A 24,804-nucleotide genomic window follows, 5' to 3' on the forward strand; every position below is an offset into this window, starting at 1 on the left:
CGTCAACCACAGTAACCTCAAAAACAAGAGATGAATATGTCATCAACAATTTTGGAAACAGACCGCCTCAGACTACGAGAACTGTGTGAAGCTGACGCCCCCTTCATTCTTGAACTACTGAACGACCCCACTTTCATCCAGAACATTGTTGATAAAGGTGTCCGGAACATTGATCAGGCCTGTGATTATATAAATAACGGCCCCATCAAAAGCTATCAACAAAACGGATTTGGCCTCTATCTTACCGAGTTAAAAAAAGAGAAAGCCCCCATCGGCATGTGTGGTCTCGTTAAAAGGGACGGTCTTGAGCATCCGGATATTGGATACGCTTTACTGCCAGCATTTTGGTCAAAGGGTTACGCTTACGAATCAGCCGCCGCGATGCTCGAATACGCTAAAACAGTATTACAGTTGCCACGTGTTGTCGGCATTACCAACCCCGAGAATGTGGCTTCTGTCCGTATCTTAGAAAAAATCGGCCTCAAATTCGAACGCATAATCAATCTTGGCAATGATATGCCTGACACTAAATACTATAGCTAAGGCGTTACTTCAAAAATCACTTCATAGCATAGGCTAGACACTGATCGTAATCAGGGACAAACGCTTGTTCGATCCACCATTGTTCCGTGATTTTTAAAAGGCGCCCCATCTTCGGTCCTGGCTTAAAGCCCGCTTTAATCAGATCTCGCCCCTGCAAGGGAAAGAAAACGGGTTGCCAGCTTTCAATTTTTCGGGATAGTTCTAGAGCTTTTTGATTACCAAAACCTTCCCCCGTTCTCGCCATGCTCAGTCTTAGCAAATCGGATACAAGCCCAGAACCTATACGATAGATTGCTTCTCTAAAAGTTGCGTCATCAATCTTTGAATTGATATTGTAAGCAGGCCTGACAAGAGACAAGAAGTGTTCTTTTTCTGCAGTCGAGAAGCGTAACCGATCTGGAATGGAAAAAATCGTATCCTTGGGGCATCCCATTGTCTTATTCGCCACCATCGTCAGGGCCACTAACCGTACGAGAGGATCGCACCGTCCCTCCAACTTGATAAAAGCGTCAAAGATATCAGTTGTCACAACCTCAGGAAGGAAGGTTGTAAAAATATTGTTGTCCAACATATGCTTTAATACAGATCCGGGATCCGGCGCAGCCAATAGACGCATCAATTCACTGTGTATCCGTTCCGCGGACAATCCTTTTAACAAAGGTGCTTTTTTCCGCGCAGCTTCTAGCCCCACAGCATCTATATCATCCCCACCATACCAAGCTTGAAAGCGGAAAAATCGCAACAGCCTGAGGGCATCTTCTTCTATACGGGTAACAGCATCACCCACAAAACGGATGCGTTTTTCTCTTAGGTCTTTGACCCCATCAAAAGGATCATAAACCACGCCCTCAAGATTTGCGGAAAGGGCATTCATGGTCAAATCGCGTCGCGCTGCATCTTCGACCCAACTGTCTGTAAAAATTACCTTTGCGTGACGACCGTCTGTTTCCACGTCCAGACGCAGCGTCGTTATTTCAAAAACCTTGTGATTACAGACCGCTGTAATAGTTCCATGGTCCATCCCAGTCGGGATTGCCTTGATTCCAGCATTTTCCAATAAGGTAATAACTACTTCAGGGCGATCAGGTGTCGCAATATCTATATCCTTGATTTCACGACCAACTAAAGAATCACGAACACATCCACCAACGAAACGAACATCTTGTCCTCCCGCACGTAGTGCGTCCATCACCCGACGTGTTGCTGTCGCCTCCATCCATGATTGACGTTCAAGCTGATAGATATCGCTCATATTTACGTATCTTAATCTTCTATAAGAGGAGCTTTATAGCTCGGCCGAACAATCGTATCACCGGGGGCAGGCCCTGTATTTGCAAAAGATATTGCCATCGCAATCCCCGAGAGCACAACGCCAGAAAGAAATAACCAAGCCCAAGGCCCACGTTCCATCCAAGGTAATTCTTCCTCTGTGAGTTCACCATCCGCTTCCGTACGCGATCCCCTCGTCAAAAAGTAGTACCCAAAGTAAAGTGCAAAGGGTAACAAAACGGGGAGTAAAATCAGAAGAAACCTAGATAACATAAATAATTCCCTTAATAGTATGGCTAATAGCTTGGGACGCGTTTAAGTGATTCAATTGGGCCAGAATTCAAAACTTCACATAGATTCGTCAACATCCCCGCAGTCGCGCCCCATATAAAATAATTCTCATAAGGGTAAGCATAATAATACCGCTTGTGCCCCTCAAATTCCTTACTATGTCGCTGCCGATTACTTGGTTTTAAAAAGAAGTTGAGCGGCACTTCAAAAACTTCTGCGACCTCAAAGCGATCAGGATTCACAGGAAAAGGTGGTTTAATCAACCCAACCACAGGGGTAATATCAAAACCCGTCCTCGTCAGGTAAGTATCAAGTCTCCCAATAAGTGTTACATGCTTTCTAGGGAGTCCAACTTCTTCTTCCAATTCACGTAATGCAGCATCATTGTGATCTTTATCACCTGGATCAACTCTCCCTCCTGGAAAGCTAACTTGTCCAGCATGATCATAGAGATGATCTGTTCGTTTTGTAAGAAGTACGAAATATCCATTCGGCCTCGCAACCAACGGAACAATAACAGCAGCTGCAATTCTGCGTCTCTCAAGATCTAAAAACCCAGGATTTAAATCGTGATCACCGCGCAGTTTATCGTCTTGAACGCCGAGCTCTAACTCACGACCATCAAAAAGCGCGGCTAGGCGTTCGTCCGTCCATTGAGATTCCCAAATAGACATTTTTTACTCAATATCTCCCAATACATGAAACATGCTATGGCTCCAGACCCCGATTACATTATTCTGCTCAACCGCAAGCTCGGCAAGTTGATAATACACTGACCGTAAGATCCGACCCTCTAATCTTTCTCTCACTAATATATAGGGAGTGGGGCTTTCATTTTCATCTTTATATTCAATACGAATCGGATGATCTTGATCAAATTCAAACCAAGTGTCCACATTGTTACGAAATGTAATTTTTTGGTCTTTACCAGCACCAACACTTTTCATCTCTACAATCGTGAAAGGAACATCCTCAACGACGATTCGAGCCTTTTCAACAGGTGTTATTAGCCAATATCCCCCGTCTTCATCCTGTTTTAAAACCGTCGAGAACAAGCGAACCAGAGGCAGGCGGTTAATAAGCCCCCCATCGTGATACCAACGACCATCGCGGGCAATCCTCATATCCACTTCACTCGTTAACGGTAGGCTTTTAGCAGCTTTACTCAGAGCCTCGTCATTAATTTTGTTTTCATTACGGCTCATCTCGGATTGGCCTTTTTCTCTTGATATCACTTTTGTTTGTTCACGTCCGCTCTAGGCAGAAAGGAACTTTCTCTACATTATACCAATGGTGTTAACATACGTGTCGCAGAACTCATGTATACTATCATAGGATATCAACCGACAATGGCTCCAAATAGCTGGGAACTAACGCGATTTATTCTTCCTAGTGCGGTGAGAGAGGAAACAAAATGAACACTGAAGATAACAGTATTAACACTGGGTCTTCGAAAGATTTAGCAGAACAAGCTGATCAATTGTGTGAACGTCTCGCTCAACTCAATGAAAACCTCGGCAAAGTTATCTTTGGCCAAGAGGAAGTCATTGAACAGGTATTAATTACTTTATTAGCCGGTGGACATGCGCTTTTAGTCGGCGCACCAGGCCTTGCAAAAACACGCCTTGTTGAGAATCTTGGTATTGTTTTTGGTATGCAAGAAAAACGTATTCAATGCACTCCGGATTTAATGCCATCGGATATTATTGGCGCCGAAGTCTTGGAAGAAGACACAAATGGCCGTCGTTCCTTCCGCTTTATCCACGGGCCGGTTTTTTCTCAATTATTGATGGCCGATGAAATAAACAGAGCAAGCCCCAGAACTCAATCGGCTCTTCTACAAGCCATGCAGGAACATACGGTAACTGTTGCAGGACACACCCATAAGCTACCTTCTCCTTTCCACGTCCTTGCCACCCAAAACCCACTTGAGCAAGAGGGCACCTACCCTCTCCCAGAAGCTCAACTCGATCGTTTCCTCTTAGAGATTTACGTGGGGTATCCGGACCTTAATGCTGAACGTCAAATGCTGCTTGCCACGACGGGGACACAAGAGCCTGAAGCAGAAATCGTCCTAACTGCACGAGAACTTCTTGCCGCACAAAATCTCGTAAAAGAGATTCCCGTTGGCGAAGATGTCCTCGAAGGTATTTTGTCATTGGTCAGAAGTGGACGCCCCGAAGATACTGACGATGAATACATAAAACAATTCGTAGCATGGGGTCCGGGACCTCGTGCTAGCCAGGCCTTGTTAATGGCCAGTAAAGCAAGGTGCCTACTGCAAGGACGGCTCAGCCCATCTCTAGATGATGTCATCGCCCTCGCTGCACCTGTTTTAAGGCACCGCATACACCTTGATTTTACCGCTCGCGCCGAAGGCGTCACTCTAACTAAAGTTATTAACCGCCTGATATCTCCTTTGATGTAATGGCTTTGATATGAACAATTCGATTTCAACGCTTGAAACACATGCAGAAAAGCTGGCCTCCACTTTGCCCCCGCTTCTGATAGAGGCGGAGCGTGTCGCATCGACTGTTTTTCAAGGCATTCATGGACGCAGACACGCAGGGCAGGGAGATGAATTTTGGCAATATCGACGCTACAGTCCTGGAGATTCGCCCAGAAACATTGACTGGCGACGCTCAGCAAAATCGCAAACCACCCACGATAACTCTGGTGTCTTTATCCGTCAAAAAGAACGGGAATCAGCTCAAACACTTTGGATATGGGCTGGCGGTGGTCCCGGAATGGACTGGTCATCACAATGGTCAAATGTCACGAAGAAACATCGCGTTAGTGTTTTAAGCTTAGCCTTGGCCCATCTGTTAATTCGTGGTGGTGAGAAGGTTGCGCTTGTCGGCGGACAAACTTCTCCCTCAAATTCTCAAAAAAATATTCACACCATTGCCCGCCAGCTCGAAAATCATGATCACGCATCCGGAGACCTGCCCTCCGGCCATCACTTTCCTCCCAATGGGGCATTGGTATGTTTTGCTGATTTTTTATCGCCGTTACCTGACCTGCATCAAGTCTTTCAATTTTTAGCTCGCCAAAAACTTAAAGTATGGTTGGTACAAGTCCTTGATCCCGCCGAAATGAATTTGCCATACACTGGAAGAATAAAGTTTCAACTTCCCTCTGGCGATCAGGAGCTGCTCCACTCGGATGTTGCTTCCATCCGATCGTCTTACATTGATCGAATAAGAGCGCATAATCAGGACTTGAGCGCCATGGTGCGCAAATGGGGATGGCGACATCTCGTCCACACCACAGAACAACCACCCGAAGCAACTCTGCTTTCTCTCTATCAAAATATTACTGGACACAATACTCGCGAACGACAAAACAACATGGAAGCTTCCAGTAACTTAGAAGATGATAGCATCTCAACCAACCAGTATGGAGATCGCCGTGCTTGAATTGGGATTTATCGGTTTTCTCAATCCTTGGCTTCTGCTTGGACTGCTTAGTTTTCCTCTTGTCTGGATTCTTTTACGTATTACACCGCCAGCTCCTAGGCGCATTACTTTCCCGGCCCTTCGGTTATTATTCGGGCTAACGGGAACAACAGCCAAACCACAAAATACGGCATGGTGGCTCATTATCCTCAGATTGCTGATCCTTCTTCTGATTATCCTCGCCCTGGCTGAACCAATTTACGAACCTGAAAAAAGATCCAACAACAATCTCGATACCCTTATCCTATTGGATAATGACTGGGCATCAGCCCAAAGCAGGCAAAAACAACTTCAAGCTCTGAAATCCCAACTCGAACGGAGTAAAGGGTTGAATGTCAAAACGGCTATTCTATCAACAGCTTCTCGTACAAAAGGGGAGTTCAACTTCAGTGGGTTTAAATCATCGGATAGCCTGCTTAACGATATGCAAGAGCTTCCTCCGGTCCTAAGTTGGGAATCTGATCACATTGGAGCCTTGAAATCTATAGAGGATCAAATTCAGGTTCGTGCCCCTCTACAAATTGTGTGGCTTTCAAACGGCCTTATCAGGTCAGACATATCAGATGAGCTAGAGGTTCTACTCAAGAGCTATGGTGAAGGCATACGTTACACACCTTTAACTACGGCGCTCCCCATCTGGATCGATAGCATTTCTACAGATTACAACGGTATCAAAGTTACTCTCCAGCGCCTCACGAACATTGAAGCAAGCATTCGTACGATCGCCGCCCTTTCTGAAAAAAACGAAGTTTTGGCTTCTGAGAAAGTATCGCTGGAAACAGGACAAACATCACAAGCAGTAATATTGTCTCTGCCAAATGAGCTTCATAACAGGGTACAGAAAATTACTGTTACCGGACAAAACTCGTCAGCAACAACCTACCTTATGGACCAAAATGATCATCGTTTCCCAGTTGGCCTGTTAACAAGCAGTGGCAAAGTTGATAACAAATCTCTACTCGGAGAACATTACTACCTTCAACGTGCTTTGGGACTTTTTACAGATATCCGGTCTGGCCCTATAAAACAATTACTGTCCCGAGAACTCTCCACCCTCATTATTACGGATAACGAGCCTATCCCGCTGTCCGATGAAGAACCCCTTTTAGAATGGATAAATAAAGGTGGATTACTTCTTCGTTTTGCGGGCCCTAGACTCGCAGATCACAGAGATCGCTTTCTTCCTGTACCTCTAAGAAGCGGATATCGAAATCTCGCGGGGAGTCTAACTTGGGAACAACCTCTACCAATTGAAGAATTCGATAGGCACAGCCCATTACGCGGCTTAAAGATCCCAAAAGAAGTTACCATATCAGGGCAACTCCTCGCTCAACCAAGTCCTGAATTGGACCAACACACTTGGGCAAGACTTCAAGACGGAACACCTTTAATCACAGCAAAAAAAACCGGCAACGGGCATATCGTTCTCGTCCACACGACAGCCAATACTCGTTGGTCAAATTTTGCTTTATCAGGATCATTCGTCAACATACTCCGCCGCATACTCCAATTTGGAAAAGGTGTGAATAATGCTGATGATACTGTCAAAGATCTCCCTATTCGTGAAATTATGGATGCCTATGGCATCCTCACACCACTACAGGACAAAGATCTGAAAATAGCTGTAGCTCCCCAAACCGTTGATTCTGATGTTTTTGCAAGCCCTCGCACCCCTCCCGGATATTATGGAGTGAGCAAACGGGTAAAATCTGTAAATTTGGCTGGAAATCTTGGTCCCTATATTCACAACAATATCGACTTAGCAGAAAGCCGTTTCTACGGCATGAAAAAAGAAAACCCTCTTCAAGTTCCCCTACTACTCACGGCTCTTTTTTTATTTTTGATTGATCAAGTTGTTACACTTTGGCTCAGGGGGATTTTCTCCAATCTACCAATCCGAAGATCGACGACGGCATTTTTATTGACAATAGGTTTATCTGGTTACGTCTTCCCCCATAACGTAGAAGCGCAAGATCAGGTCGAACTTCTGGATAACAAAGCAATTGAGGCTACACTTAACACTTATCTTGCCTATGTTATTACGGGAGATAACAAAGTCGATCTCGACAGTCACTCGGGTCTCGCTGGACTATCGCTTCAACTCCATCGGCGCACTGCTGTAGAGAACGTCCAGGTTACCGGTATAGACCTTGATCGTGATTTCATTTCTCCCTACCCAATTTTATATTGGCCTGTTACAGAAATCCAAGGTGAACTGACAAAAAGAGGGCAAAGACAGGTAAATCAATACCTCCACAATGGTGGCCTCATTCTCTTTGATCTCAGAGAAACATCCGGTACATTAAATTCTGCGTTGGGGTCAATGGGCAACGCCCAATACCTTCAACAATTGACTAGCGGCCTTGACATTCCGGAACTAGAGCCAATTCCTTCAGGTCACGTCATGACCCGCTCTTTCTACCTTCTGGAAAGCTTTCCAGGCCGCAACAACAATCGAGATTTTTGGGCCGAGCGTACCGATCAATATCGAAATGATGGTGTCGCTCGCATTCTTGTTGGCTCAAACGATTGGGCACGGGCTTGGGCCATCAATGCAGAAGGCAGACCTCTCTACGCCATGGTCAGGGGCGGGGAACGTCAGCGAGAACTCTCCTATCGGTTTGGCATTAATCTGGTGATGTATGCATTAACAGGAAACTACAAAGAGGATCAGGTACATATCCCTCACATATTGGAGAGGTTGGGCCAATGATTTCTAACTATGGGATTGAGTGGGCTCCTCTTCTTCCTCTCCCAATCATTTACATTATTCTTGGCACAGCGGTCGTTTCTTTGCTTTCTCTGGTCTTCATGAAAAATAAAGGCGGTGAATTCAGATGTGTCTTCATGTTTGGAATCGCTCTATTTTTAGCCAATCCAACCCTTCACACTAAAATCAGCGAGCCCTTACCAGAACTCATAATCGCTGTGATTGATAACAGCCCTTCCATGAGTTACGGCCGTCGTAAAAGCCATGCTGCCGATGCCCTAACAGCCCTGCACGAACAGATAAATAAACGTACTGATCTCATTTTGAAGACAGTTCATATCAATGGCAGCGGTGAAGACGGCACTAAAGTATTTGAGAACTTAAACCTGACAACAGAAGAAAAAGCACGTTTGGCTGGAGTATTTCTTATTTCCGACGGGCAAGTTCATGATATACCTGCAACATTGGAGCAAACGAACTTTCCTAAATCCATTCCTCTACATCTGCTTTTGGCCGGCGATCCAAATAAACAAGATCGCCGCCTCATCATTGATCAGGCACCTGCCTTTGGGATTATCGATCAAAAAATAAACTTTACCTTTCATATTACGGACGAGAACACCTTAATAAAATCTCCCCCCGCAAAGGTGACCGTTAGGCAAAACGGTGAAGTAATAGCCGAACTCGCTGTACCAGTTGATCAACTCTACACTCAGGAACTTGTTCTGGAAAACAGGGGGCAGACGACATTTGACATAACAGTCGAGGGCCTCGAAGATGAGATCACTCTTCTTAACAATCAGGCGAGTTTTGAAACCAATGGTGTCAGAGATCGTTTAAAGGTTTTATTGATATCAGGTGAACCACATCCCGGCGAGCGCGCATGGCGGAATATCTTAAAAGCTGATCCCTCGGTTGATTTGATTCACTTTACAATTCTCCGGCATCCCGCAAAACAGGATGGAACTCCGATTAGGGAACTATCCTTAATTGCCTTTCCAATTCACGAGTTGTTTGAAGTCAAGTTAGCTGATTTTGATCTTATCATTTTCGACCAATACCAGCGACAGGGCTTCCTCCCCAGTCACTATCTCAGCAACATCGTGCGCTATGTAGAGCAAGGAGGAGCATTATTAGAAGTTGGCGGTCCAGGTTACGCGACCCCTTCTTCTCTCTACAACACAGCCCTGGGCAACCTACTCCCTGCAGAACCTTTAGGCACTGTAAGCCAAAATCCCTTCAGGCCCTTGATCACAGAACTAGGCTTACGTCATCCCGTGACTTCTCGTCTACCTCAGGCGAATATCAGTGTTCATGAGCAACCAACTTGGGGACGGTGGTTCCGACAAGTCGACACAGATACTTTGAGTGGCTCAACAGTAATGACAGGAGACAAAAAACAGCCCTTACTCATCCTTGACCACTATAAAAAGGGACGCGTGGCACAAATCACCAGTGATCACATATGGCTTTGGGGCCGCAGTATCGAAGGTGGAGGCCCCCAAACAGAACTAATACGTCGTTTGGTTCACTGGCTGATGAAAGAGCCCGAACTTGACGAGGAAACCTTAAAAGCAACACTTAGCAATGATCAACTGACAGTTACCCGACAGAGTTTATCGCTTACAGAGACACCAATCACCATCCAACAACCATCCGGCGATACTTTCAAAGAGACTATGTCACCTGAAGCGGATGGAAGGTCTCAATTGATATTATCTGCTCCTGAAACCGGCATCTACACCATAAGCGATGGCCTGAACACAATCGTCTCCCACCAAACACTTCGTGGCCCCGAACATGAAAGGGTCATCTCGGATCCTACCTTACTAAGCCCGCTCATCGATGAGAGTGACGGTGGAATATATCCACTTTTAAACAACAGCCTTCCAAACATAAAGCTCGTGCATGGCAACGGTGTTCTTCATGGAAAAAATTGGGCTGGTTTGCAGGCTAGGAAGGCTGAAAGAGTAACCGGTGACAGCAGGAAAGCATTACTCCCACCTTGGATTTTCCTCACATTGTTACTCTTAACAGCTTTTGGGGCCTGGTATCGCGAAGGCCGTTAGACCTTTATCGCCTGAGTTTGGTGACGGGTTTGACGGCTTGATGGAAACCAAGGTTGTATTACCCCCTTTGGAAGGTCATCAAAGAGGTCTCCCTGTAAGGCGACTACCTGAAACTTATCTCCACTGACCGGGACGCGCATGTCATAACCAAGAGGATGAGCAAGCTCGAAGCCATAGGGCCCATAATAAAAAGCTTCCCCGACCACAAAACAGAGCCGATATCCCATGGCTTTGGCTTTGGCCAGACCTTCCGCAACGAGTCTTCTACCAATACCTTTGCCCTGCAAATTAGGCTGCACTGCTAGTGGCCCAAGCAAAAGAGCTTCTTCACCTTCAATTGAAACTGGCCAGAATCGTAGAGTGGCTATCAGGTCTCCATCTAAAGATTTCACCGCAAAACAAAGTTCAGAAACAGGCAATACACCAGCCCGAAAGGCATAAGAGGGGCGTGAAATCCGGCCTTCACCAAAGGTTAAGTTTAGTAAGGGATCGATATACTTTTCATCGTTAGCGGTCTGGAGAGTAATCGCGTAATCACACATGGTAGATCCTGCAGTAGCACCAGCCTTAAAGGCCGTAACGTTCGTTATTCAGAGAAACAATGTTAGCTGCTGTCTCTGGTTAGTGCAGGGTTCACCCGAATTCAGGCGACCAAACAATCCATAACAACACACAGACTAACAGCCCGACGAACAGTCGTTCGTGGGCAGGTCCGTCGTCGTCGGAGATGTTCAGTACAAGTACACATCAAAAGTGCGTGCCTAAATTCAAGTTAAAACGATTTACTCATTCTCGATATCACGAATTTTCAGGCTGTCAAAGAAAGAAAAAACAAGGCCTTACTTTTTACTCACTTACAATTCTAAAACATTATCGATCCCATTCAGGAATATCGGTAAAGTAGTTAGAGAGAAAATCGATGAAAGCTCTGGCTTTCGGTGACAAATTCCGATTTACAGGATACACCGCATAAATCGCATTTTCATTGTCTATCTCCCATGCGGGCAAAAGTTTGATCAACGTATTATTTCGGATAAGATCTCCACATATGAAAGTTGGCAGGCACGCAAATCCTAGCCCGCCCTGCACTGCTGAAAGAATAAAATCTCCGTTATTTGCCGTAATATCCCCTTTCACAGGAATATTCACTGTCCCGCTATCTCCGACTAACTTTAACCCTGATGCTCTGGAAACATAGGAGTAGTGTAAAAAATTAACCCCCGTCAGTTCTGCGGGAACGATTGGTATAGCTTTATTCTGGAAAAGAGACGGAGACGCCACAAGAGCCATTTTACAGCTGGATATCTTTTTTGCCATCAGCCTAGAATCCATCAAACGACCGATCCGTATCCCTACATCGAAACCTTCTTCGACTAAATCAACAACTTGATCATTTAGAACAAGATCGATTTCTACTTCAGGAAATTGCTCTCTAAAGCTTGATAACAAAGGGGCCATGCGTTTGATGCCGAATGACATCGGTGCATTTATTTTTAAAAGCCCTCTGGGCACATTTGATAATCTAGAAACCGCATATTCTGCCTGCTCGGCAACCGACATAACGGTTTGGCATTTTTCAAAAAATACTCCCCCAGCCTCTGTAAGAGAAAGTCTTCGGGTCGTTCTGTTCAGTAACCGGATTCCCAATCTATCTTCTAGGCGGCTTACCTGCTTTGAGACCGCGGACTTACTCAGGCCTAAAATTTTTGCGGATGCTGTGAAGCTTTCGTTTTCAACGACAGTGGCAAAGACTGCCATTTCATTTAAATCCATAATCACCCTCACTCAATAATCACACACGCCCTAAATTTCATTATCTAAAAATTACACTCAATTGTTTCTTCAAGGAAACAATATTATTCCAAAACTACAGATTATAATCTTTTGGCGTCATAGCTATCTTTAATGAAACAATCGTAATCTATTTTGCTACAGGAGATCCAAATGATTGATGTACGCCCATTCAAAACTCTGGGACGCTTTCAAAATGAGTGGCTCAATGCTCATTACCATTTTAGCTTTGCCAATTATATGGACCCCACCCGTACCGGGATTGGCCCGCTCCTTGTCTGGAATGACGATGAAATTCAAGCCGGAGGCGGCTTTCCAATGCATGGCCACCGCGACATGGAAATCATTACTTACGTGCGTTATGGCGCAATCGCCCACGAAGACCATCTATCCAATAAAGGTAAAACGCCAGCCGGAAACATACAGGTCATGACCGCGGGTAAAGGCATCCTGCACAGTGAATATAACCACGAAGCCGAGATTACGGGGCTTTACCAAATATGGATACAGCCCTCCGAGAGAAACCTAACGCCGCATTGGGATCAGAAAACCTTCTCTAAAGAAGACTATAAAGGTGGTTTCCTTCCACTGGCTTCTGGTGAGAAAAAGTACGCTGACGCTCTGCGTATCAATCAGGATGCCACGCTCTATGGCACGCACCTGCTTGATGGCGAAGAGATCACTCAACAAATAGAAAAGCAAAGGTTGGGCTATCTTGTGGTTTCTTCCGGTGCCATCGAATTGAACGGGCATCACTTGGGCCAACGGGATGGCGCAGTTATCGCAAACGAAGACATTCTGAATATAAAAGCCGTTGGGGCCGCAGAATTGATTTTTGCCGACCTGCCAGATACCGCAGAAACAAATACAATTTAATAAGACAAAAGGAATAACCCCATGGGTAAGCTCGTAGAAGGTAAATGGCACGACGTCTGGTACGACACAAAAAGCAGTGACGGTAAGTTCCAACGTAAAGATGCACAGTTTAGAAATTGGGTTTCAGCAGATGGCTCTGATGGACCAAACGGAGAAAAAGGGTATCCGGCAGAAAGCGGTCGATACCATCTCTATGTCAACCTCGCCTGTCCCTGGGCTCACAGGACTTTAATTTTTCGCAGCCTCAAGGGCTTACAAGATGCAATTTCAGTGTCCGTCGTCCACTGGGAAATGAAAGAAAACGGTTGGGAATTCCGACCGGGAGACCTGGGCTCCACAGAAGATCACCTTCATGGGTTTGATTACGCCTATCAGATCTATACCAAGGCAGATCCTTATTACACAGGTCGGGTAACCGTTCCTATTCTCTGGGACAAAAAAGAACAAACCATCATCAGTAACGAATCTTCTGAAATCATCCGCATGTTCAACAGCTCATTTGATGCCTTTGCCAAAAATGACACGCCGGATTTTTACCCTCTTCACCTGAGAGAAGAGATCAACAAGGTGAACGAGCTCGTCTATCACAACATCAACAATGGTGTTTACAAAAATGGCTTCGCAACCACTCAAACAGCTTATGAAGACGCATACAATGCTCTCTTTGATGCCATGGACCAGCTGGAAGAGCTGTTAAATCAACAGAAGTATCTTGCGGGAGACCAGCTTACAGAAGCTGACTGGCGATTGTTCACAACCCTTCTACGTTTTGATCCGGTTTATCACGGCCATTTCAAATGCAATAAAAAGCGCGTCGTTGATTACCCGAATCTCTGGGCTTTAACCCGGGAACTCTATCAATATCCAGGTGTTGCGGAGACCGTAAATATTCCACACATTAAAGCACATTATTATGGAAGCCATGGCACCATCAATCCGACAGGTATCATCCCTAGCGGACCTGAACTAGATTTTAATGCTCCACACAACAGATAAGCAGCTTGTGAAATCTGAGATAGAATTCCAAACAAGGGCGAAACATTTCTGTTTCGCCCTTGCTGCATTTCACCCGTTAAAAATCGAGCTAAATCAAAAATTAAAAGGATGAACCTGGTTGCTTTAAAAACGCGATCTCTTCCGGAGTACTTTCGCGACCAAGCACCTCGTTTCTATGAGGAAAGCGACCAAATTTTCTAACGATGACTTCGTGTTTAAGCGCGTAATCATACCAAGTAGACTCTTCACCAAAGCCTCGATAAAGATCAAGAGATCTCTGTTGAACCGTGAGGTCCTCACTGTGTTCAAAAGGCAAAAAGAGAAAGACTCTCTGATAATCTGTGAGAGATTTATCCCACCCCTTTGCCACAACGGACTGCGCAATCTCTAAGGCTGCTGTGTCTGTCGCGAAAGTCTTGGGATCATTTCGAAAAAGGTTACGCGGCACTTGATCCAAAAGAATACACAATGCCAGACAACCCTCTGCTGTAGCTTCCCATTCTTTTAGCTCGCCACTGCATGCTTTTTCATAAAGAGGGAAGAGTTTTTCCTCCACCTCGCGATCAAATTCAGGGTTTTTAACGAACCATTTTTGCTCCATGCCTTCCGCAAACCAGAAGTCCAAAACATCCTTGATCACAGTATAGTCTCCACTTTAGTACACACCATTACACCCCAAAATTCGACGAGCTCCGCAGCTTTAGCCATGAGCACCAATACTGTTTGATATTCCCACAGAAACCCGCCGACATAAATCGTACAATTCTTCTATTGGGGCGAATATTTTTTGATGCTCTTCCGAATAATCGCGTGTTTCATTATCACTATAATCACTCGGTTCACCATAATCTTTAGCCGAGAAATTGGTTTGCCCCTCGTGGACAGGGAAGGTTGCCTTTAACTCTTCAAGGGCAGATGGGATTTCCATCGCCAGAATATCCTGGACCAAATCGTCAAGGTTGAGATCATCCCGGGTCGCAAAAGAAGGTATCCTCATGGATAACAAGAAAATTTCCTGTATCAGGCAAAGCCGTACGATGTGCAGAATAATAAGATTAATCCGACGTCGTGTATCAAAAGGGAAGACCTTTTCCTGACCATCCGCTGTCAAAGCGTCAAGCCCCCGATGCAGATGGATTGCATCCTGACGGAAGCTTTGAAGCATCCGGCTCATACCATCATAACGGCCAGTTACGCCGACGAGGTTGGATAACCTGAGCTGATCGCGCGCCCGTTCTGTGTGCTTAACCGCATAGGCCTTTGCCAACCAATAACGAGGGTTAAACAAAGAAGCGTAAGCTTCCGGCGTATTCAAGCTGCTCAAGCCCTTTGCATAGGAAACCATATCCATAAAGCGGCGCACCCGATCTGATTCGCCATGCAGTTTAACAAAAGCATCGAGATCACGGGAAATTGCGGTTCCAAACCCACCGGCAGTATTTGCCAGATACCCCAATTGCTGCAAAATCGCATTGTGGGGAATAGCCCGAATTTGCGACGGGTGTCCTCGGTCAATACCGTGGTGTTTTTCGTGCTGTCGTTTACTTTTGCGAGAACCTGTTTGGTACAGCAAGTTCGTACTGAAAGACCCAAGAAGGGACGCGTAGTCCTTATTTTCCAGCGTCGCCTCATGAAACCCCTTCAACGACAGGAAGAAATCGAGCGAATAATCCGTGTTGGTATAGAAAGGATCATCCTCATCCACTTCAGGCTGTCCCAAAGCATGCTCAAGCAAACGTGTTACGGTCGTCAGGGCAAGCTTGGGTGTGCCGAAATAGAGATAACCATCCCCCCCCTGAAAGCTGACTTCCTGCTTCAAGGGGATTTCGTTTTTGGCAAACAGGGACCTTGTCATCGGTGAGGACACATATTTCAAACGATCAGCGAAACTCACGGGATGCGCCCCACGCCCCATAGATTCCCCATGCGTATCAAAGATAACCACCTCCACACCAGTTACTTTTCGATCAGCAAGAAGCCGCGCAAGCTTCATATGAAGCCGTTCAATGGCCAAGGAAGCGGATACTTGTCCTAGGTATCGACCTGCATCTGAAAAACCCGTTTGGATACAGAGGCGGCCACGGTTTTTCACATAGGCAAGATAATGTTCGTTGTCCAAAAGCTCAGCAATAACTTCACTTCCGCGCTCAAGGGCGGTACCGGTTTCAAACAGAGGTGAAATATCCAAGTGTTCATCAACACCAAAATATTTTGCGTAATACAGGGCAGTAAGAATAGTAAAAGGTGTATCACATTCTGCGATTAGAAATCGAATAGGGCGTGATGCATCAACATATTTGATCATCTGCGCAATCAACATGAACATCCGTTTGGCTGTTGTATGCTCAGCTGATAAAGAGCCAAAGTTGATCCGTATTGGTCGCACTTCATCCAACAAACTGGAAAGTGCTCTAAAATTGCCCCGACGACGCCCGGGATCATCCGGTTCACCTTCCATACCAATGTTTTTACGAATCGCGTTGTGAAGCTGTACTGAGTTCAAACGCACGTGCATGTGCGAACTGGCAAGGCCATAGTTTGCAATCTCAGACCGCAAGATAATCAAACAGCGTTTCAGTCCATCATCTTCAGTTAAGCTTATCGCACGGTTAAGAGCTTCAATAAGTTCAGCCGTTTGGACCAGACGCGCACCATCATCAGAGGCAATACTACGGGAAATTTCTTTTAAGGCATCTTCCGTCGTAGCACTTTGACCAAAAAAGCTGGTTTCCTTTTCCGCGACATGAAGCGCTAGAGATACGCGACTCTTGATCAATGCCAAAGTTGTGCCGAGTTCATCCTGATCTGTATTCCGATCAATCATAATTTTCGACAAGGCAGTAATATAATAGCGGAGCTGAACAACCTGAACCTTGAGCCGGGTATGAAGAGTAGTCGCCCAAGTAATATCCGTTCGTCCATCAAGATCGTATCCAACCCAACTGGCAATAGAGAGAATTTTAGGTGACAATTCTGTCCAGTTTTCAGGGTAGAGTTCGGCTGCAACGTTTAAAGCAACATCATAAATCTCTCTCATCGCTTGTTGAATTGATTCTATTGCCAACATGGCCTGAGCATGTTCAGCCAACAAATCAATCTTTTGATCTGGCTCGTGAGAGTTCTCTATTACCAACTGGTTTAGGCCGTCAATTTCTTGCTCTGAGAGTACCTGACCTGCACTATTTTCATCAGCAGCGAGTTGAGCTAACGCTTGATAATGCTCTTTGGTCAGACCAAAAGTCGGGTGAGCTGTAATCACAATCCCAAAGGCTTCTCGTTCAATTCTCTTTTGGAATTCAGAGAATGAAACCAGCTCGCCTGTCTTTATAGCCATCCCATTCGCAATATCAGTAGCCACTTCTTTTTGGGCCAGATTGTTAAACAAAACAGACAGCTTGGCTTTATTCTCGTCGATCCCGGCAAGACCGACATAATCACCTACTCGTTCCGCACGATCAGCAAAGGCTTCTACAGAGACCAACTGAACCAGTTCAGTCAGCAAATCCACAGAAATATGTCCCGCAGCCAAGCGCTCAGATAGATCATGAGCCAATTCCAGTACCGGGTTACTTAAAGGGTGGCTGACCGCTTCATGACGCATTGCGACCAAACGAGTTTCAAGTTCGTCTCGCAATTCCGTTGCAGATGTGAACTTGTCATCATTTTTCAAACGCGAGAGTAATTTATTTAGAGCGAACCCTTTTTGGGTTTTTGATTTTGCCATCAACTTTTGCCTTCCCATACACGGCTTGGATATACGTCATCAGTGCAGATTTACTGCAAACATGTATTCACGATTAGATGGTCACTATTATTTATTTCCCGATTTTTCGGGTTTATTTTTGGATCTGTCGTGCTGGGGGCTTTTATGTGACCATCGCCAATTTCAAAGTGCTTATAAAAGAAACCTCGTTTGGTAGCAAAGAATTTCATAACCCACACATTTTGATGAAGTAGGTTTATATCGTTTATCTCAACTCGTTAAGCATCTTTAATTTTATTTACGAATAAATCCTATCTTGGATCAGCCTCCGTTTCCAAAAAACATACCAACATATTGATGGAATCATCCGCTCCAAAGGCGACATAAATATAGTTAAAAGCTATAGCTGACACAGAAAAGTCACTGGAATCACTATAAAAAACCATTGCATAGAGAATCATAAAGTAATAAAACTTAAACATGAGTAATTTTTTTGAAACAGATGACGAAATTATCCTGCAACTAGCAGATCTTCTTCCCGATGATGCGGGAGAGGTGGTTTTGTTCGCGCGTGATGAACCACTGAAAATCGAAGCGAATACTCCGCTTATTGAAACAGGAATTGTTGAAGATTCTCATATTACTGCTTCAGGCACAGAAGTTAATGGCCTGACTTACAGTCAATTCGCCAACGGCATGACGCTTTACCATGACAATGATCATATCTTGATTATTGCTCCTGATATCTAAAATTACGTTTCCACATCCCGCCTTACCTTAATATTATACAGCTGTTAGCTTCGCACTAAACCTCACTGTGCCTTGCTTCAAAGTCCGATATTTTGCTGTCGTTTTCTGGATATCCTAGCTTATACTCCTGTAAGTCCCCATCTGACGTAATGAGAAAATATATGTTTCGCTTAGTCCTAGTTCTTTTTTACTTATCCTTTAGCTTTCACGCCCAAGCCGACACATCAGTTGGACTGGAAGCGTATAAGAATGGCGAATATAAAATTGCTACCTCAGAACTGTTTCCACTTGCTAAACAGGGTAATTCCGTTGCGCAGCTTTACATGGGACATATTTATCGCGAAGGGCAAGGGAAGCCATTAGATTATAAACAATCGGCATACTGGTATCTTCAAGCAGCAAAACAAGGCAATGTAAAAGCTCAAAGTTTTATCGGTCTATATTTCGCTGACGGTATTGGCGTTAAGCAGGACTTGCAATTGGCCTCTCACTGGCTCGAACTTGCAGCCGAGGCTGGAGACCCAGCTGCACAAAACAGTTTCGCCAGTATGCTTAAGAACGGCTTAGGTCAAAAAACGGATTATAGTAAGGCTGCTATTTGGTATGAAAAAGCAGCCCAACAAGGACACCCTATTGCCCAACGTAATCTTGGCCGTCTCTATGAAAAAGGCCGCGGTGTCACCGCCAATACAATAAGGGCCTATGCTTGGTTCAAGGTCGCCTCTGAACAGGGTAACACCTACAGTACTCAAGACATGCGACAATTGCGCGCAAAGATGACAGAAATACAAATTCAATCGGGCGATGAGCTTGCCAAAACTCTACCAAAGCGCTAAGCAAAAGATACTTTTTAGCAACACTTGAGCTCTATATGCACAAGAGCATTTCATACAAGTCAAATCACGATCGATGCAGCTTAGCTGTTCTTTCAATTGCTGCCGTTTGCTTAAAAACTCTGCTTCCCTTTATTACAGCCTTTTTTATATCACATACAGCTTCGGCCCAGACTCAACATTACAATACTGCAACTGAGAGTGCACAAGAACTCGTTGCGGCACTCCAGTTTATTTGTACACCAACCGGGATCTTATTGGCCGAGGGGACGAACAATAGTACTCCAAACGCCTTTCTAGGCCATTGTGACCACTGCATTACAGGCGGCTTTATTTCTCTTGATGATACAACGTTTCAAGCGGAAGCTTCGTTCTTACTGAACCAACTCCAGTTCTGGCACATTACAGAGCAGAACAACGTAATCATCAAAGGCTATTCTCTTCCCGCATCAAGAGCGCCTCCAGTAGCTTAAGCTCCCCTAAATTCACGAACACATTAATCAAATAACCAGAGCGCAATTGCGTCTGGGCCACACTTCGAGGTTATCATGAAGAAACTATTTACAGCCCTTGCAGCTATCATCTGCCTGTCTTTGACTTCTCTTGCTTCTGCAGACGACAAGAAAGCCGGTGACATTACCGTTCAAAAACCTTGGGCACGTGCAACCCTCGGCCAAATGAAAAATGGTGCTTCCTTCCTATCTCTTCACAATATGGGAAGCGAAGATGACACCTTGATCTCAGCCACAGGTGATGCTGCAAAACGGATAGAGCTACACTCACATACGATGATTGATGGTGTCATGAAAATGCGACAGGTCGAAGGTGGTATTCCTGTAAAGGCAGGAACTATGGTTGAACTGAAACCTGGTAGTTTTCACATCATGATGATGGGATTATCCACCCCGCTAAAAGAAGGTGAAATGTTCCCTTTGACTCTTACTTTTGAAAAATCCGGCTCTGTAGACATTATGGTCCATGTTCAAAAAGGCGGCGCAATGAAGCCAATGGCCGGAGAATCAAAAGACGGCGCGAAGACAGACCACACCGCTCACTAGAGCGAAACACTTACGTGATCTTTAAGTAAAGAGACCTTCCATAAAAGCCAGTTGTATGTCTCAACTGGCTTTTATGTCATTTCCCGTCAAAGACTTCGCAATAACGTCACCTACTATTAGATTAAAGCTTGTAGAAGAAATTGAAGAAATGATGAATTCAACAGCAAAAATAGTTGGCCGCAGAACACAAGATGTCTACTTTCCAATCTATCACTAAATAATAAATTATACGCTGGACGGTTCCATCACGAGTTCAAAATCCCTAATCCCTAAGGATTTACCATTGGCGACGAGCTCAACCTTGTGTAACCCCGGATAATATTTACGTGTTGTTATCGGTTTCATCGCGTGTTTTTTCGCCGCTTTATGGTTTTCCCCTGCCGACAATTTAAATGTTTTCCACTTAAAGACTTTCGGGGTCGTGCTGCCGTTAGCTTTTTTATGATGAATAACAAAGTCTAAAATCAGATCCTGATCGCCTCTCTCATGAGAATTCATGGACACTTCGAATTCAAGGACCTGCCCGTAAATCACAACCAATGTAAGTACTTTGAAGCTTTCAAGATGAACCTTTGCTTCTTTATATCCCAACGCAGATAAACACCCCTGATGACCAGACTTAATTAAGCTTCGACAAGCATGGCGTATTAGTTTTTGCCGCTCTTTCGAAGCTCCTTTCATCCATTTATGTGCTATATCCGCAACCAAATCAGGATGATCCTTTGCGATGTCATTCAAGTTGTTCGCCACCGAACGCCGCACATATTCCTCAGGATCATCACGTAACTTTTCCAATAAAGGAATTAAGGGCACTGGATTTGATATAAAATCTGGTAACTGCATCGCCCAAGGCAGCCTTGGTCTGGTGCCTTCTGATGCCAAACGACGAACATGATAGTTATCATCCTCTGCCCATAAGAGAACCTCACTAAGAGTTTCTTTTTGAGAAGAAATCAAAAAATGCCGAATAGCAAACTCTGAACTCGATCTTTTGGTCATTTCTTTGAGCAATTCCATAGAGAGGGAAAAATACTCCTGGCCATACCGAGCGACATAATCACACATCGGCATCACCAACCACCCGGCGACACCTGTGTCGGTGGTCGCTTGATCACTAATTGATACATTTTCCTCAGGTTGAAGCGTTTCAAGCAAAATCTCCGCGGCACAGCAAAAATCATTTGGAAGATAGCGATACAAGGCTGTTGTAATCTGATCTGAGCGCTGTTTAAGTTCAAGCTCGGCAAGACCTTCTGTAGCAAATGCAATAAAACCTTCCCTATCGAAATCTCCTTGCCTCCTACATAAATGATTTGCCATGGCTGTAATTGAAGAGAGATTAAAAACTTCTTTGAATGGTTCCATTATGGTTCAGTGTCACTATAAGTTTATGATAATCTTCTTCTACCCCGTTACTCCTGACAGCATTGTGTCAGTAGGATTATGCTAGAGGGGATTCATCTCAATCAATTCTTATGTACCAATAGATAAAAGCCGTTATCACAGTCTTTTGATAGATCGTTTCCCCACAATTCGATCAAAATCGATACCATGAGTTAAAATTATTAAATTACGCTCTTGATTGGAAACTCCATGAACGCAACGCCCACCTTGCAACCTTCTTTATGCGCTTTTGGGTTCGCCCTCGGTATTGTTTTATCAACGATCTCCGCTCCGGCGACGGCAAACGATGCTCAGACACACATCGGTCACATCATGGCACATTGGAACGACACACCTGATGAACAAGGTTTGTTACCGATCGCGTTGGCAGAAGCTGAGGTAGCTAAAACCCACGCAGGTTACGCCGCCTCAAACCTTGATGACTTAAGCTCAATGCAGCTCCACGCCCATCACGTACTCCATGCTTTAGATAGCTCATTAGAACCAAATGGCCCCGGAAGAGGTTATGGGTTACACAAAGCAGCCCAAGGTGTCGCAACCCACGCCGAACTCGCAAGCGAAACCGATGGCGCGACGGATGTAATCAGGGTCTCAGGAATCATGGTTTCCTCTGTCGGACGCAACACAGCCAAACGAACAAAACACGCGATAGACCTGGCAAAACTGATATTAAAGGCCAAAGATGCAGCCTCTGCCGCAGATCAGGTGCAAGAGTTAAAACTACTCACGGAAGCCTTCTTTATCGGAGAAGACCTCAACAAAGACGGTAGAATAGTCTGGTACCATCACGAAGGTGGTCTCAATATTGCCGCTGAACAAATGGCAATCATCATGAAGAATAAAGGCCTCTAATCTCCGATACCACAGATACAATAAAGACCGGAAGAAAGTCTCCTCCGGCCTTTATTCAGAAGTGAGTATAACTATTAGGAAGCAATAAGCTCTGGTGCTTCTTTCTTATTCCAGAAAAAGAAAAGTACAAAAATTCCAAGAGCAGCCAAATGAATTTCCAACCCAATTGGCCATAATAACACCGCCCCCATTACAAGAACAAAGCCGCGTTCGAGCCAATTCAATTTTTCCTCAAGATATCCTTGCAAACTTCCCGTGACGGCGTAAAGGCCAACGAAAGAAAAACCAAAAATCTGCAAGACTTCATACCATTCTCCACCAAGGAAAGGGGTGTAGGCAAATAGAAGTGGCACAATATACAGTCCCTTGGCGACTTTCCAGGCTTGTACTCCCGTTGCCATAGGTGGAGATTTCGCAATCGCAGCTGCGGCAAAAGCAGTCAAACAAAGTGGCGGGGTTACATTACTATCTTGAGAGAGCCAAAAAATAATCATGTGTGCAGAAAGCAACGCATAGAGTTTTGTGTCTTCATCCAGCACCATCTCACGTAATGTGCCTGACATATCTACAGGCACCAACGCGAGGATTCCTCTTGCCGCATCTGTTGACATTGGCAACCCTATCTCGGCCAACCGCTCAGGAGCAGCGAGCATAAAGATCGCCTTGGCTTCGTCACTCAAAGCTCCTGAAGCAATGATATCAACTAACATACCGTCAGCAATCAGAGCGAACAGAGCTGGCGCAGAAAGTGTTCCAAGAACGATGTAGGACGCTGTCACCGGAAGCCCCATACCAAGGACAAGCGACGCCAATCCAATAAGAACCATCGCGATAATCAAACTATCACCGGACCAACTGGTAATCATCAAAGAGAAAGTGCTTCCAATACCAGCCGTGGTAATAACATTCACAATTAACCCGACAGCGCATAGTAAAATACCTGTCATGACCATGTTTCGTGCACCCAGCGCCAACGCTTCCAAGACAGCTCGGATACCCATTTTATTCGGCGTTAACCAAGACGCTACAATGACACCAATGATCGCAAATCCGGCTGCATAAGTTGGTGTATAGCCAATCGTAAGCAATGCAATCAACAAGGTAATAGGTAGAAGAAAAGGAAGCCCCCCACGTTTGAGTACTTCCTTCGCGGTTTCAATTTCACCCTCAACCACATGGACATTACTTCGTTTCGCTTCCATGCGAACAAAAAATGCGACGGTAGCAAAATAAAGTATGGCTGGTAAAAATGACACGGCGATAATTGTGGTGTAGGGAATTTGAGTGTAGTTCGCCATCACAAAGGCGCCCGCCCCCATAATCGGAGGCATAAGCTGCCCCCCGGTAGAGGCCGCGGCTTCAACTCCCCCAGCAAAACGAGCGGGGAACCCTGCCTTCTTCATCAACGGAATGGTAATAACACCAGTCGATGCGGTATTCGCAACGGCTGATCCTGAAATTGTACCCGTTAACCCAGAAGCGAAAACAGCAACCAGACCGGGCGCACCGACACTACGGCCAGCAACGACGCGTGCAAGATCTATGATAAACTCACCTGCCCCAGAGCGAACCAGAAACGCACCAAAAAGAATAAACATGAAAACAAATGTTGAGGAAATTCTAGCAATGTTCCCAAAAAGGGCATCATCACCAAAAACACTTCGGAACAAAATGGTTTCAGTATGCAAGCCTTTAAACTTAAAGACGCCGTCTATAAGCGCACCCCACCAGCCGATATAGGTCAAGGCAAGGATAATAAGAACTGGAATAATCCATCCTGTAGTCCGACGGGTAAACTCAATGGCCATGAGTAAAAGGATTGTCCCTAATATCCATTCAGTTGTATCTAACCGCACGCCACGGGCATATATAGCGTCTTCCATGGAGATCATATAGAGCGCAGCAAAAGCCCCCAACAACCCAATGAAAATATCGACACCTATGAGAAGTTTGTTTTTACCGTTCCCAAACATCGGATAAATAAGTGCGCCCATAAGGACAAAGCCAGCAAAGTGCAGAGCGTTTTGCCAAAGGCCCGGAATAACAGCAAATACGTTAAAATAGATGTGCATTAAGGAGATCAGGACGCCAAGGCCAAAGACAGCCTTCCCAATCCACCCACCATCACCTCGCACAATGGCTTCGTGTTCACCCAACTCAACTTCTGGCGTACTCGTTTGTTGTGACATAATTTCCCCGAG

At 45.1% G+C, this 24,804-nt stretch carries 22 protein-coding genes; 12 read left to right on the forward strand and 10 right to left on the reverse strand.

Features of this window, described 5'->3' with window-relative positions; all coding sequences use genetic code 11:
* The first annotated feature begins 36 nt into the window (after positions 1–36).
* Positions 37–543, forward strand: coding sequence for a GNAT family N-acetyltransferase (locus ACFSKO_RS01605; protein ID WP_380247705.1), 507 nt, complete (start codon positions 37–39; stop codon positions 541–543).
* A gap of 16 nt (positions 544–559) precedes the next feature.
* On the opposite strand, the gene ACFSKO_RS01610 is transcribed toward ACFSKO_RS01605, so the two are convergent.
* From ACFSKO_RS01610 to ACFSKO_RS01625, 4 genes are read right to left on the reverse strand one after another with little or no spacing between them, the layout of a single operon-like run.
* Positions 560–1,795 carry a CCA tRNA nucleotidyltransferase gene (locus tag ACFSKO_RS01610; protein ID WP_380247707.1) on the reverse strand — a complete coding sequence of 412 codons (1,236 nt, stop codon included), beginning with the start codon at positions 1,793–1,795 and terminating at the stop codon, positions 560–562.
* Between the two features lie 11 nt (positions 1,796–1,806).
* Complete coding sequence (locus ACFSKO_RS01615; RefSeq protein ID WP_380247709.1) at positions 1,807–2,085, reverse strand: hypothetical protein; 279 nt, start codon at positions 2,083–2,085, stop codon at positions 1,807–1,809.
* 23 nt (positions 2,086–2,108) lie between these two features.
* Positions 2,109–2,777, reverse strand: a complete 669-nt coding sequence (locus ACFSKO_RS01620) for a CoA pyrophosphatase (protein WP_380247711.1) — start codon at positions 2,775–2,777, stop codon at positions 2,109–2,111.
* A gap of 3 nt (positions 2,778–2,780) precedes the next feature.
* A complete protein-coding gene (locus ACFSKO_RS01625) occupies positions 2,781–3,308 on the reverse strand; it encodes a DUF1285 domain-containing protein (RefSeq protein ID WP_380247713.1) in 528 nt (175 codons plus the stop codon).
* A 209-nt stretch (positions 3,309–3,517) separates the two neighbouring features.
* Here ACFSKO_RS01625 and ACFSKO_RS01630 point away from each other — a divergent pair, with 209 nt between their 5' ends.
* Genes ACFSKO_RS01630 through ACFSKO_RS01645 form a run of 4 tightly spaced genes read left to right on the forward strand, consistent with a single transcriptional unit; the run spans position 3,518 to position 10,340 of the window.
* Positions 3,518–4,531, forward strand: a complete 1,014-nt coding sequence (locus ACFSKO_RS01630; RefSeq protein ID WP_380247715.1) for an AAA family ATPase — start codon at positions 3,518–3,520, stop codon at positions 4,529–4,531.
* Positions 4,532–4,541: 10 nt separating this feature from the next.
* Positions 4,542–5,522 carry a DUF58 domain-containing protein gene (locus tag ACFSKO_RS01635; protein ID WP_380247717.1) on the forward strand — a complete coding sequence of 327 codons (981 nt, stop codon included), beginning with the start codon at positions 4,542–4,544 and terminating at the stop codon, positions 5,520–5,522.
* Positions 5,515–8,274 (forward strand): DUF4159 domain-containing protein, encoded by a 2,760-nt coding sequence (locus ACFSKO_RS01640; RefSeq protein ID WP_380247719.1) that lies wholly within the window; start codon positions 5,515–5,517, stop codon positions 8,272–8,274. The genes ACFSKO_RS01635 and ACFSKO_RS01640 overlap by 8 nt, the downstream gene beginning before the upstream one ends.
* Positions 8,271–10,340, forward strand: coding sequence for a hypothetical protein (locus tag ACFSKO_RS01645; RefSeq protein WP_380247721.1), 2,070 nt, complete (start codon positions 8,271–8,273; stop codon positions 10,338–10,340). Before ACFSKO_RS01640 ends, ACFSKO_RS01645 begins: the two co-directional genes overlap by 4 nt.
* Here the strand turns inward: ACFSKO_RS01645 and ACFSKO_RS01650 are convergent.
* Both ACFSKO_RS01650 and ACFSKO_RS01655 read right to left on the reverse strand, forming a co-directional pair.
* Complete coding sequence (locus tag ACFSKO_RS01650; RefSeq protein WP_380247724.1) at positions 10,337–10,882, reverse strand: GNAT family N-acetyltransferase; 546 nt, start codon at positions 10,880–10,882, stop codon at positions 10,337–10,339. The two genes, ACFSKO_RS01645 and ACFSKO_RS01650, sit on opposite strands and share 4 nt — an antisense overlap.
* Positions 10,883–11,210: 328 nt before the next feature.
* Entirely contained in the window at positions 11,211–12,113 is a 903-nt protein-coding gene (locus ACFSKO_RS01655; RefSeq protein WP_380247727.1) for a LysR family transcriptional regulator, read from the reverse strand.
* 171 nt (positions 12,114–12,284) lie between these two features.
* Here ACFSKO_RS01655 and ACFSKO_RS01660 point away from each other — a divergent pair, with 171 nt between their 5' ends.
* Positions 12,285–13,007 (forward strand): pirin family protein, encoded by a 723-nt coding sequence (locus ACFSKO_RS01660; RefSeq protein WP_380247729.1) that lies wholly within the window; start codon positions 12,285–12,287, stop codon positions 13,005–13,007.
* Positions 13,008–13,028: 21 nt separating this feature from the next.
* Positions 13,029–14,003, forward strand: coding sequence for a glutathione S-transferase family protein (locus ACFSKO_RS01665; RefSeq protein ID WP_380247731.1), 975 nt, complete (start codon positions 13,029–13,031; stop codon positions 14,001–14,003).
* 100 nt (positions 14,004–14,103) lie between these two features.
* On the opposite strand, the gene ACFSKO_RS01670 is transcribed toward ACFSKO_RS01665, so the two are convergent.
* Positions 14,104–14,643: a DUF924 family protein gene (locus tag ACFSKO_RS01670; protein ID WP_380247734.1), complete on the reverse strand. Its 540-nt coding sequence runs from the start codon at positions 14,641–14,643 to the stop codon at positions 14,104–14,106.
* A 60-nt stretch (positions 14,644–14,703) separates the two neighbouring features.
* Entirely contained in the window at positions 14,704–17,727 is a 3,024-nt protein-coding gene (locus ACFSKO_RS01675) for a phosphoenolpyruvate carboxylase (protein WP_380247736.1), read from the reverse strand.
* 459 nt (positions 17,728–18,186) lie between these two features.
* Between ACFSKO_RS01675 and ACFSKO_RS01680 the strand changes: the two genes are divergently transcribed.
* The 4 genes from ACFSKO_RS01680 (at position 18,187) to ACFSKO_RS01695 (ending at position 20,347) form a co-directional block, all read left to right on the forward strand.
* The gene (locus ACFSKO_RS01680; RefSeq protein ID WP_380247738.1) at positions 18,187–18,456 is read left to right on the forward strand and encodes a hypothetical protein; all 270 of its coding nucleotides are present in this window, start codon (positions 18,187–18,189) and stop codon (positions 18,454–18,456) included.
* 161 nt (positions 18,457–18,617) lie between these two features.
* On the forward strand, positions 18,618–19,292 hold the full coding sequence (locus ACFSKO_RS01685; RefSeq protein ID WP_380247740.1) for a tetratricopeptide repeat protein: 675 nt from the start codon (positions 18,618–18,620) through the stop codon (positions 19,290–19,292).
* 35 nt (positions 19,293–19,327) lie between these two features.
* Positions 19,328–19,762: a hypothetical protein gene (locus tag ACFSKO_RS01690; RefSeq protein ID WP_380247742.1), complete on the forward strand. Its 435-nt coding sequence runs from the start codon at positions 19,328–19,330 to the stop codon at positions 19,760–19,762.
* Between the two features lie 75 nt (positions 19,763–19,837).
* Positions 19,838–20,347: a copper chaperone PCu(A)C gene (locus ACFSKO_RS01695; RefSeq protein WP_380247744.1), complete on the forward strand. Its 510-nt coding sequence runs from the start codon at positions 19,838–19,840 to the stop codon at positions 20,345–20,347.
* A 225-nt stretch (positions 20,348–20,572) separates the two neighbouring features.
* On the opposite strand, the gene ACFSKO_RS01700 is transcribed toward ACFSKO_RS01695, so the two are convergent.
* Entirely contained in the window at positions 20,573–21,712 is a 1,140-nt protein-coding gene (locus tag ACFSKO_RS01700; protein ID WP_380247747.1) for a DNA alkylation repair protein, read from the reverse strand.
* 228 nt (positions 21,713–21,940) lie between these two features.
* Here ACFSKO_RS01700 and ACFSKO_RS01705 point away from each other — a divergent pair, with 228 nt between their 5' ends.
* Positions 21,941–22,603 carry a hypothetical protein gene (locus ACFSKO_RS01705; RefSeq protein WP_380247749.1) on the forward strand — a complete coding sequence of 221 codons (663 nt, stop codon included), beginning with the start codon at positions 21,941–21,943 and terminating at the stop codon, positions 22,601–22,603.
* A 74-nt stretch (positions 22,604–22,677) separates the two neighbouring features.
* On the opposite strand, the gene ACFSKO_RS01710 is transcribed toward ACFSKO_RS01705, so the two are convergent.
* Positions 22,678–24,792 (reverse strand): TRAP transporter permease, encoded by a 2,115-nt coding sequence (locus tag ACFSKO_RS01710; RefSeq protein ID WP_380247752.1) that lies wholly within the window; start codon positions 24,790–24,792, stop codon positions 22,678–22,680.
* Between the last annotated feature and the right edge of the window lie 12 nt (positions 24,793–24,804).

Source organism: Kiloniella antarctica (genome assembly GCF_042682825.1).
Lineage (GTDB): Bacteria > Pseudomonadota > Alphaproteobacteria > Kiloniellales > Kiloniellaceae > Kiloniella > Kiloniella antarctica.

What these genes read in the sequence shown, in the direction of transcription:
- ACFSKO_RS01605 (WP_380247705.1), top strand. Translation starts at nt 37, where the DNA reads ATGTCATCAACAATTTTGGAAACAGACCGCCTCAGACTACGAGAACTG.
- ACFSKO_RS01610 (WP_380247707.1), bottom strand. Translation starts at nt 1,795, where the DNA reads ATGAGCGATATCTATCAGCTTGAACGTCAATCATGGATGGAGGCGACA.
- ACFSKO_RS01615 (WP_380247709.1), bottom strand. Translation starts at nt 2,085, where the DNA reads ATGTTATCTAGGTTTCTTCTGATTTTACTCCCCGTTTTGTTACCCTTT.
- ACFSKO_RS01620 (WP_380247711.1), bottom strand. Translation starts at nt 2,777, where the DNA reads ATGTCTATTTGGGAATCTCAATGGACGGACGAACGCCTAGCCGCGCTT.
- ACFSKO_RS01625 (WP_380247713.1), bottom strand. Translation starts at nt 3,308, where the DNA reads ATGAGCCGTAATGAAAACAAAATTAATGACGAGGCTCTGAGTAAAGCT.
- ACFSKO_RS01630 (WP_380247715.1), top strand. Translation starts at nt 3,518, where the DNA reads ATGAACACTGAAGATAACAGTATTAACACTGGGTCTTCGAAAGATTTA.
- ACFSKO_RS01635 (WP_380247717.1), top strand. Translation starts at nt 4,542, where the DNA reads ATGAACAATTCGATTTCAACGCTTGAAACACATGCAGAAAAGCTGGCC.
- ACFSKO_RS01645 (WP_380247721.1), top strand. Translation starts at nt 8,271, where the DNA reads ATGATTTCTAACTATGGGATTGAGTGGGCTCCTCTTCTTCCTCTCCCA.
- ACFSKO_RS01650 (WP_380247724.1), bottom strand. Translation starts at nt 10,882, where the DNA reads ATGTGTGATTACGCGATTACTCTCCAGACCGCTAACGATGAAAAGTAT.
- ACFSKO_RS01655 (WP_380247727.1), bottom strand. Translation starts at nt 12,113, where the DNA reads ATGGATTTAAATGAAATGGCAGTCTTTGCCACTGTCGTTGAAAACGAA.
- ACFSKO_RS01660 (WP_380247729.1), top strand. Translation starts at nt 12,285, where the DNA reads ATGATTGATGTACGCCCATTCAAAACTCTGGGACGCTTTCAAAATGAG.
- ACFSKO_RS01665 (WP_380247731.1), top strand. Translation starts at nt 13,029, where the DNA reads ATGGGTAAGCTCGTAGAAGGTAAATGGCACGACGTCTGGTACGACACA.
- ACFSKO_RS01675 (WP_380247736.1), bottom strand. Translation starts at nt 17,727, where the DNA reads ATGGCAAAATCAAAAACCCAAAAAGGGTTCGCTCTAAATAAATTACTC.
- ACFSKO_RS01680 (WP_380247738.1), top strand. Translation starts at nt 18,187, where the DNA reads ATGAGTAATTTTTTTGAAACAGATGACGAAATTATCCTGCAACTAGCA.
- ACFSKO_RS01685 (WP_380247740.1), top strand. Translation starts at nt 18,618, where the DNA reads ATGTTTCGCTTAGTCCTAGTTCTTTTTTACTTATCCTTTAGCTTTCAC.
- ACFSKO_RS01690 (WP_380247742.1), top strand. Translation starts at nt 19,328, where the DNA reads ATGCACAAGAGCATTTCATACAAGTCAAATCACGATCGATGCAGCTTA.
- ACFSKO_RS01695 (WP_380247744.1), top strand. Translation starts at nt 19,838, where the DNA reads ATGAAGAAACTATTTACAGCCCTTGCAGCTATCATCTGCCTGTCTTTG.
- ACFSKO_RS01700 (WP_380247747.1), bottom strand. Translation starts at nt 21,712, where the DNA reads ATGGAACCATTCAAAGAAGTTTTTAATCTCTCTTCAATTACAGCCATG.
- ACFSKO_RS01705 (WP_380247749.1), top strand. Translation starts at nt 21,941, where the DNA reads ATGAACGCAACGCCCACCTTGCAACCTTCTTTATGCGCTTTTGGGTTC.
- ACFSKO_RS01710 (WP_380247752.1), bottom strand. Translation starts at nt 24,792, where the DNA reads ATGTCACAACAAACGAGTACGCCAGAAGTTGAGTTGGGTGAACACGAA.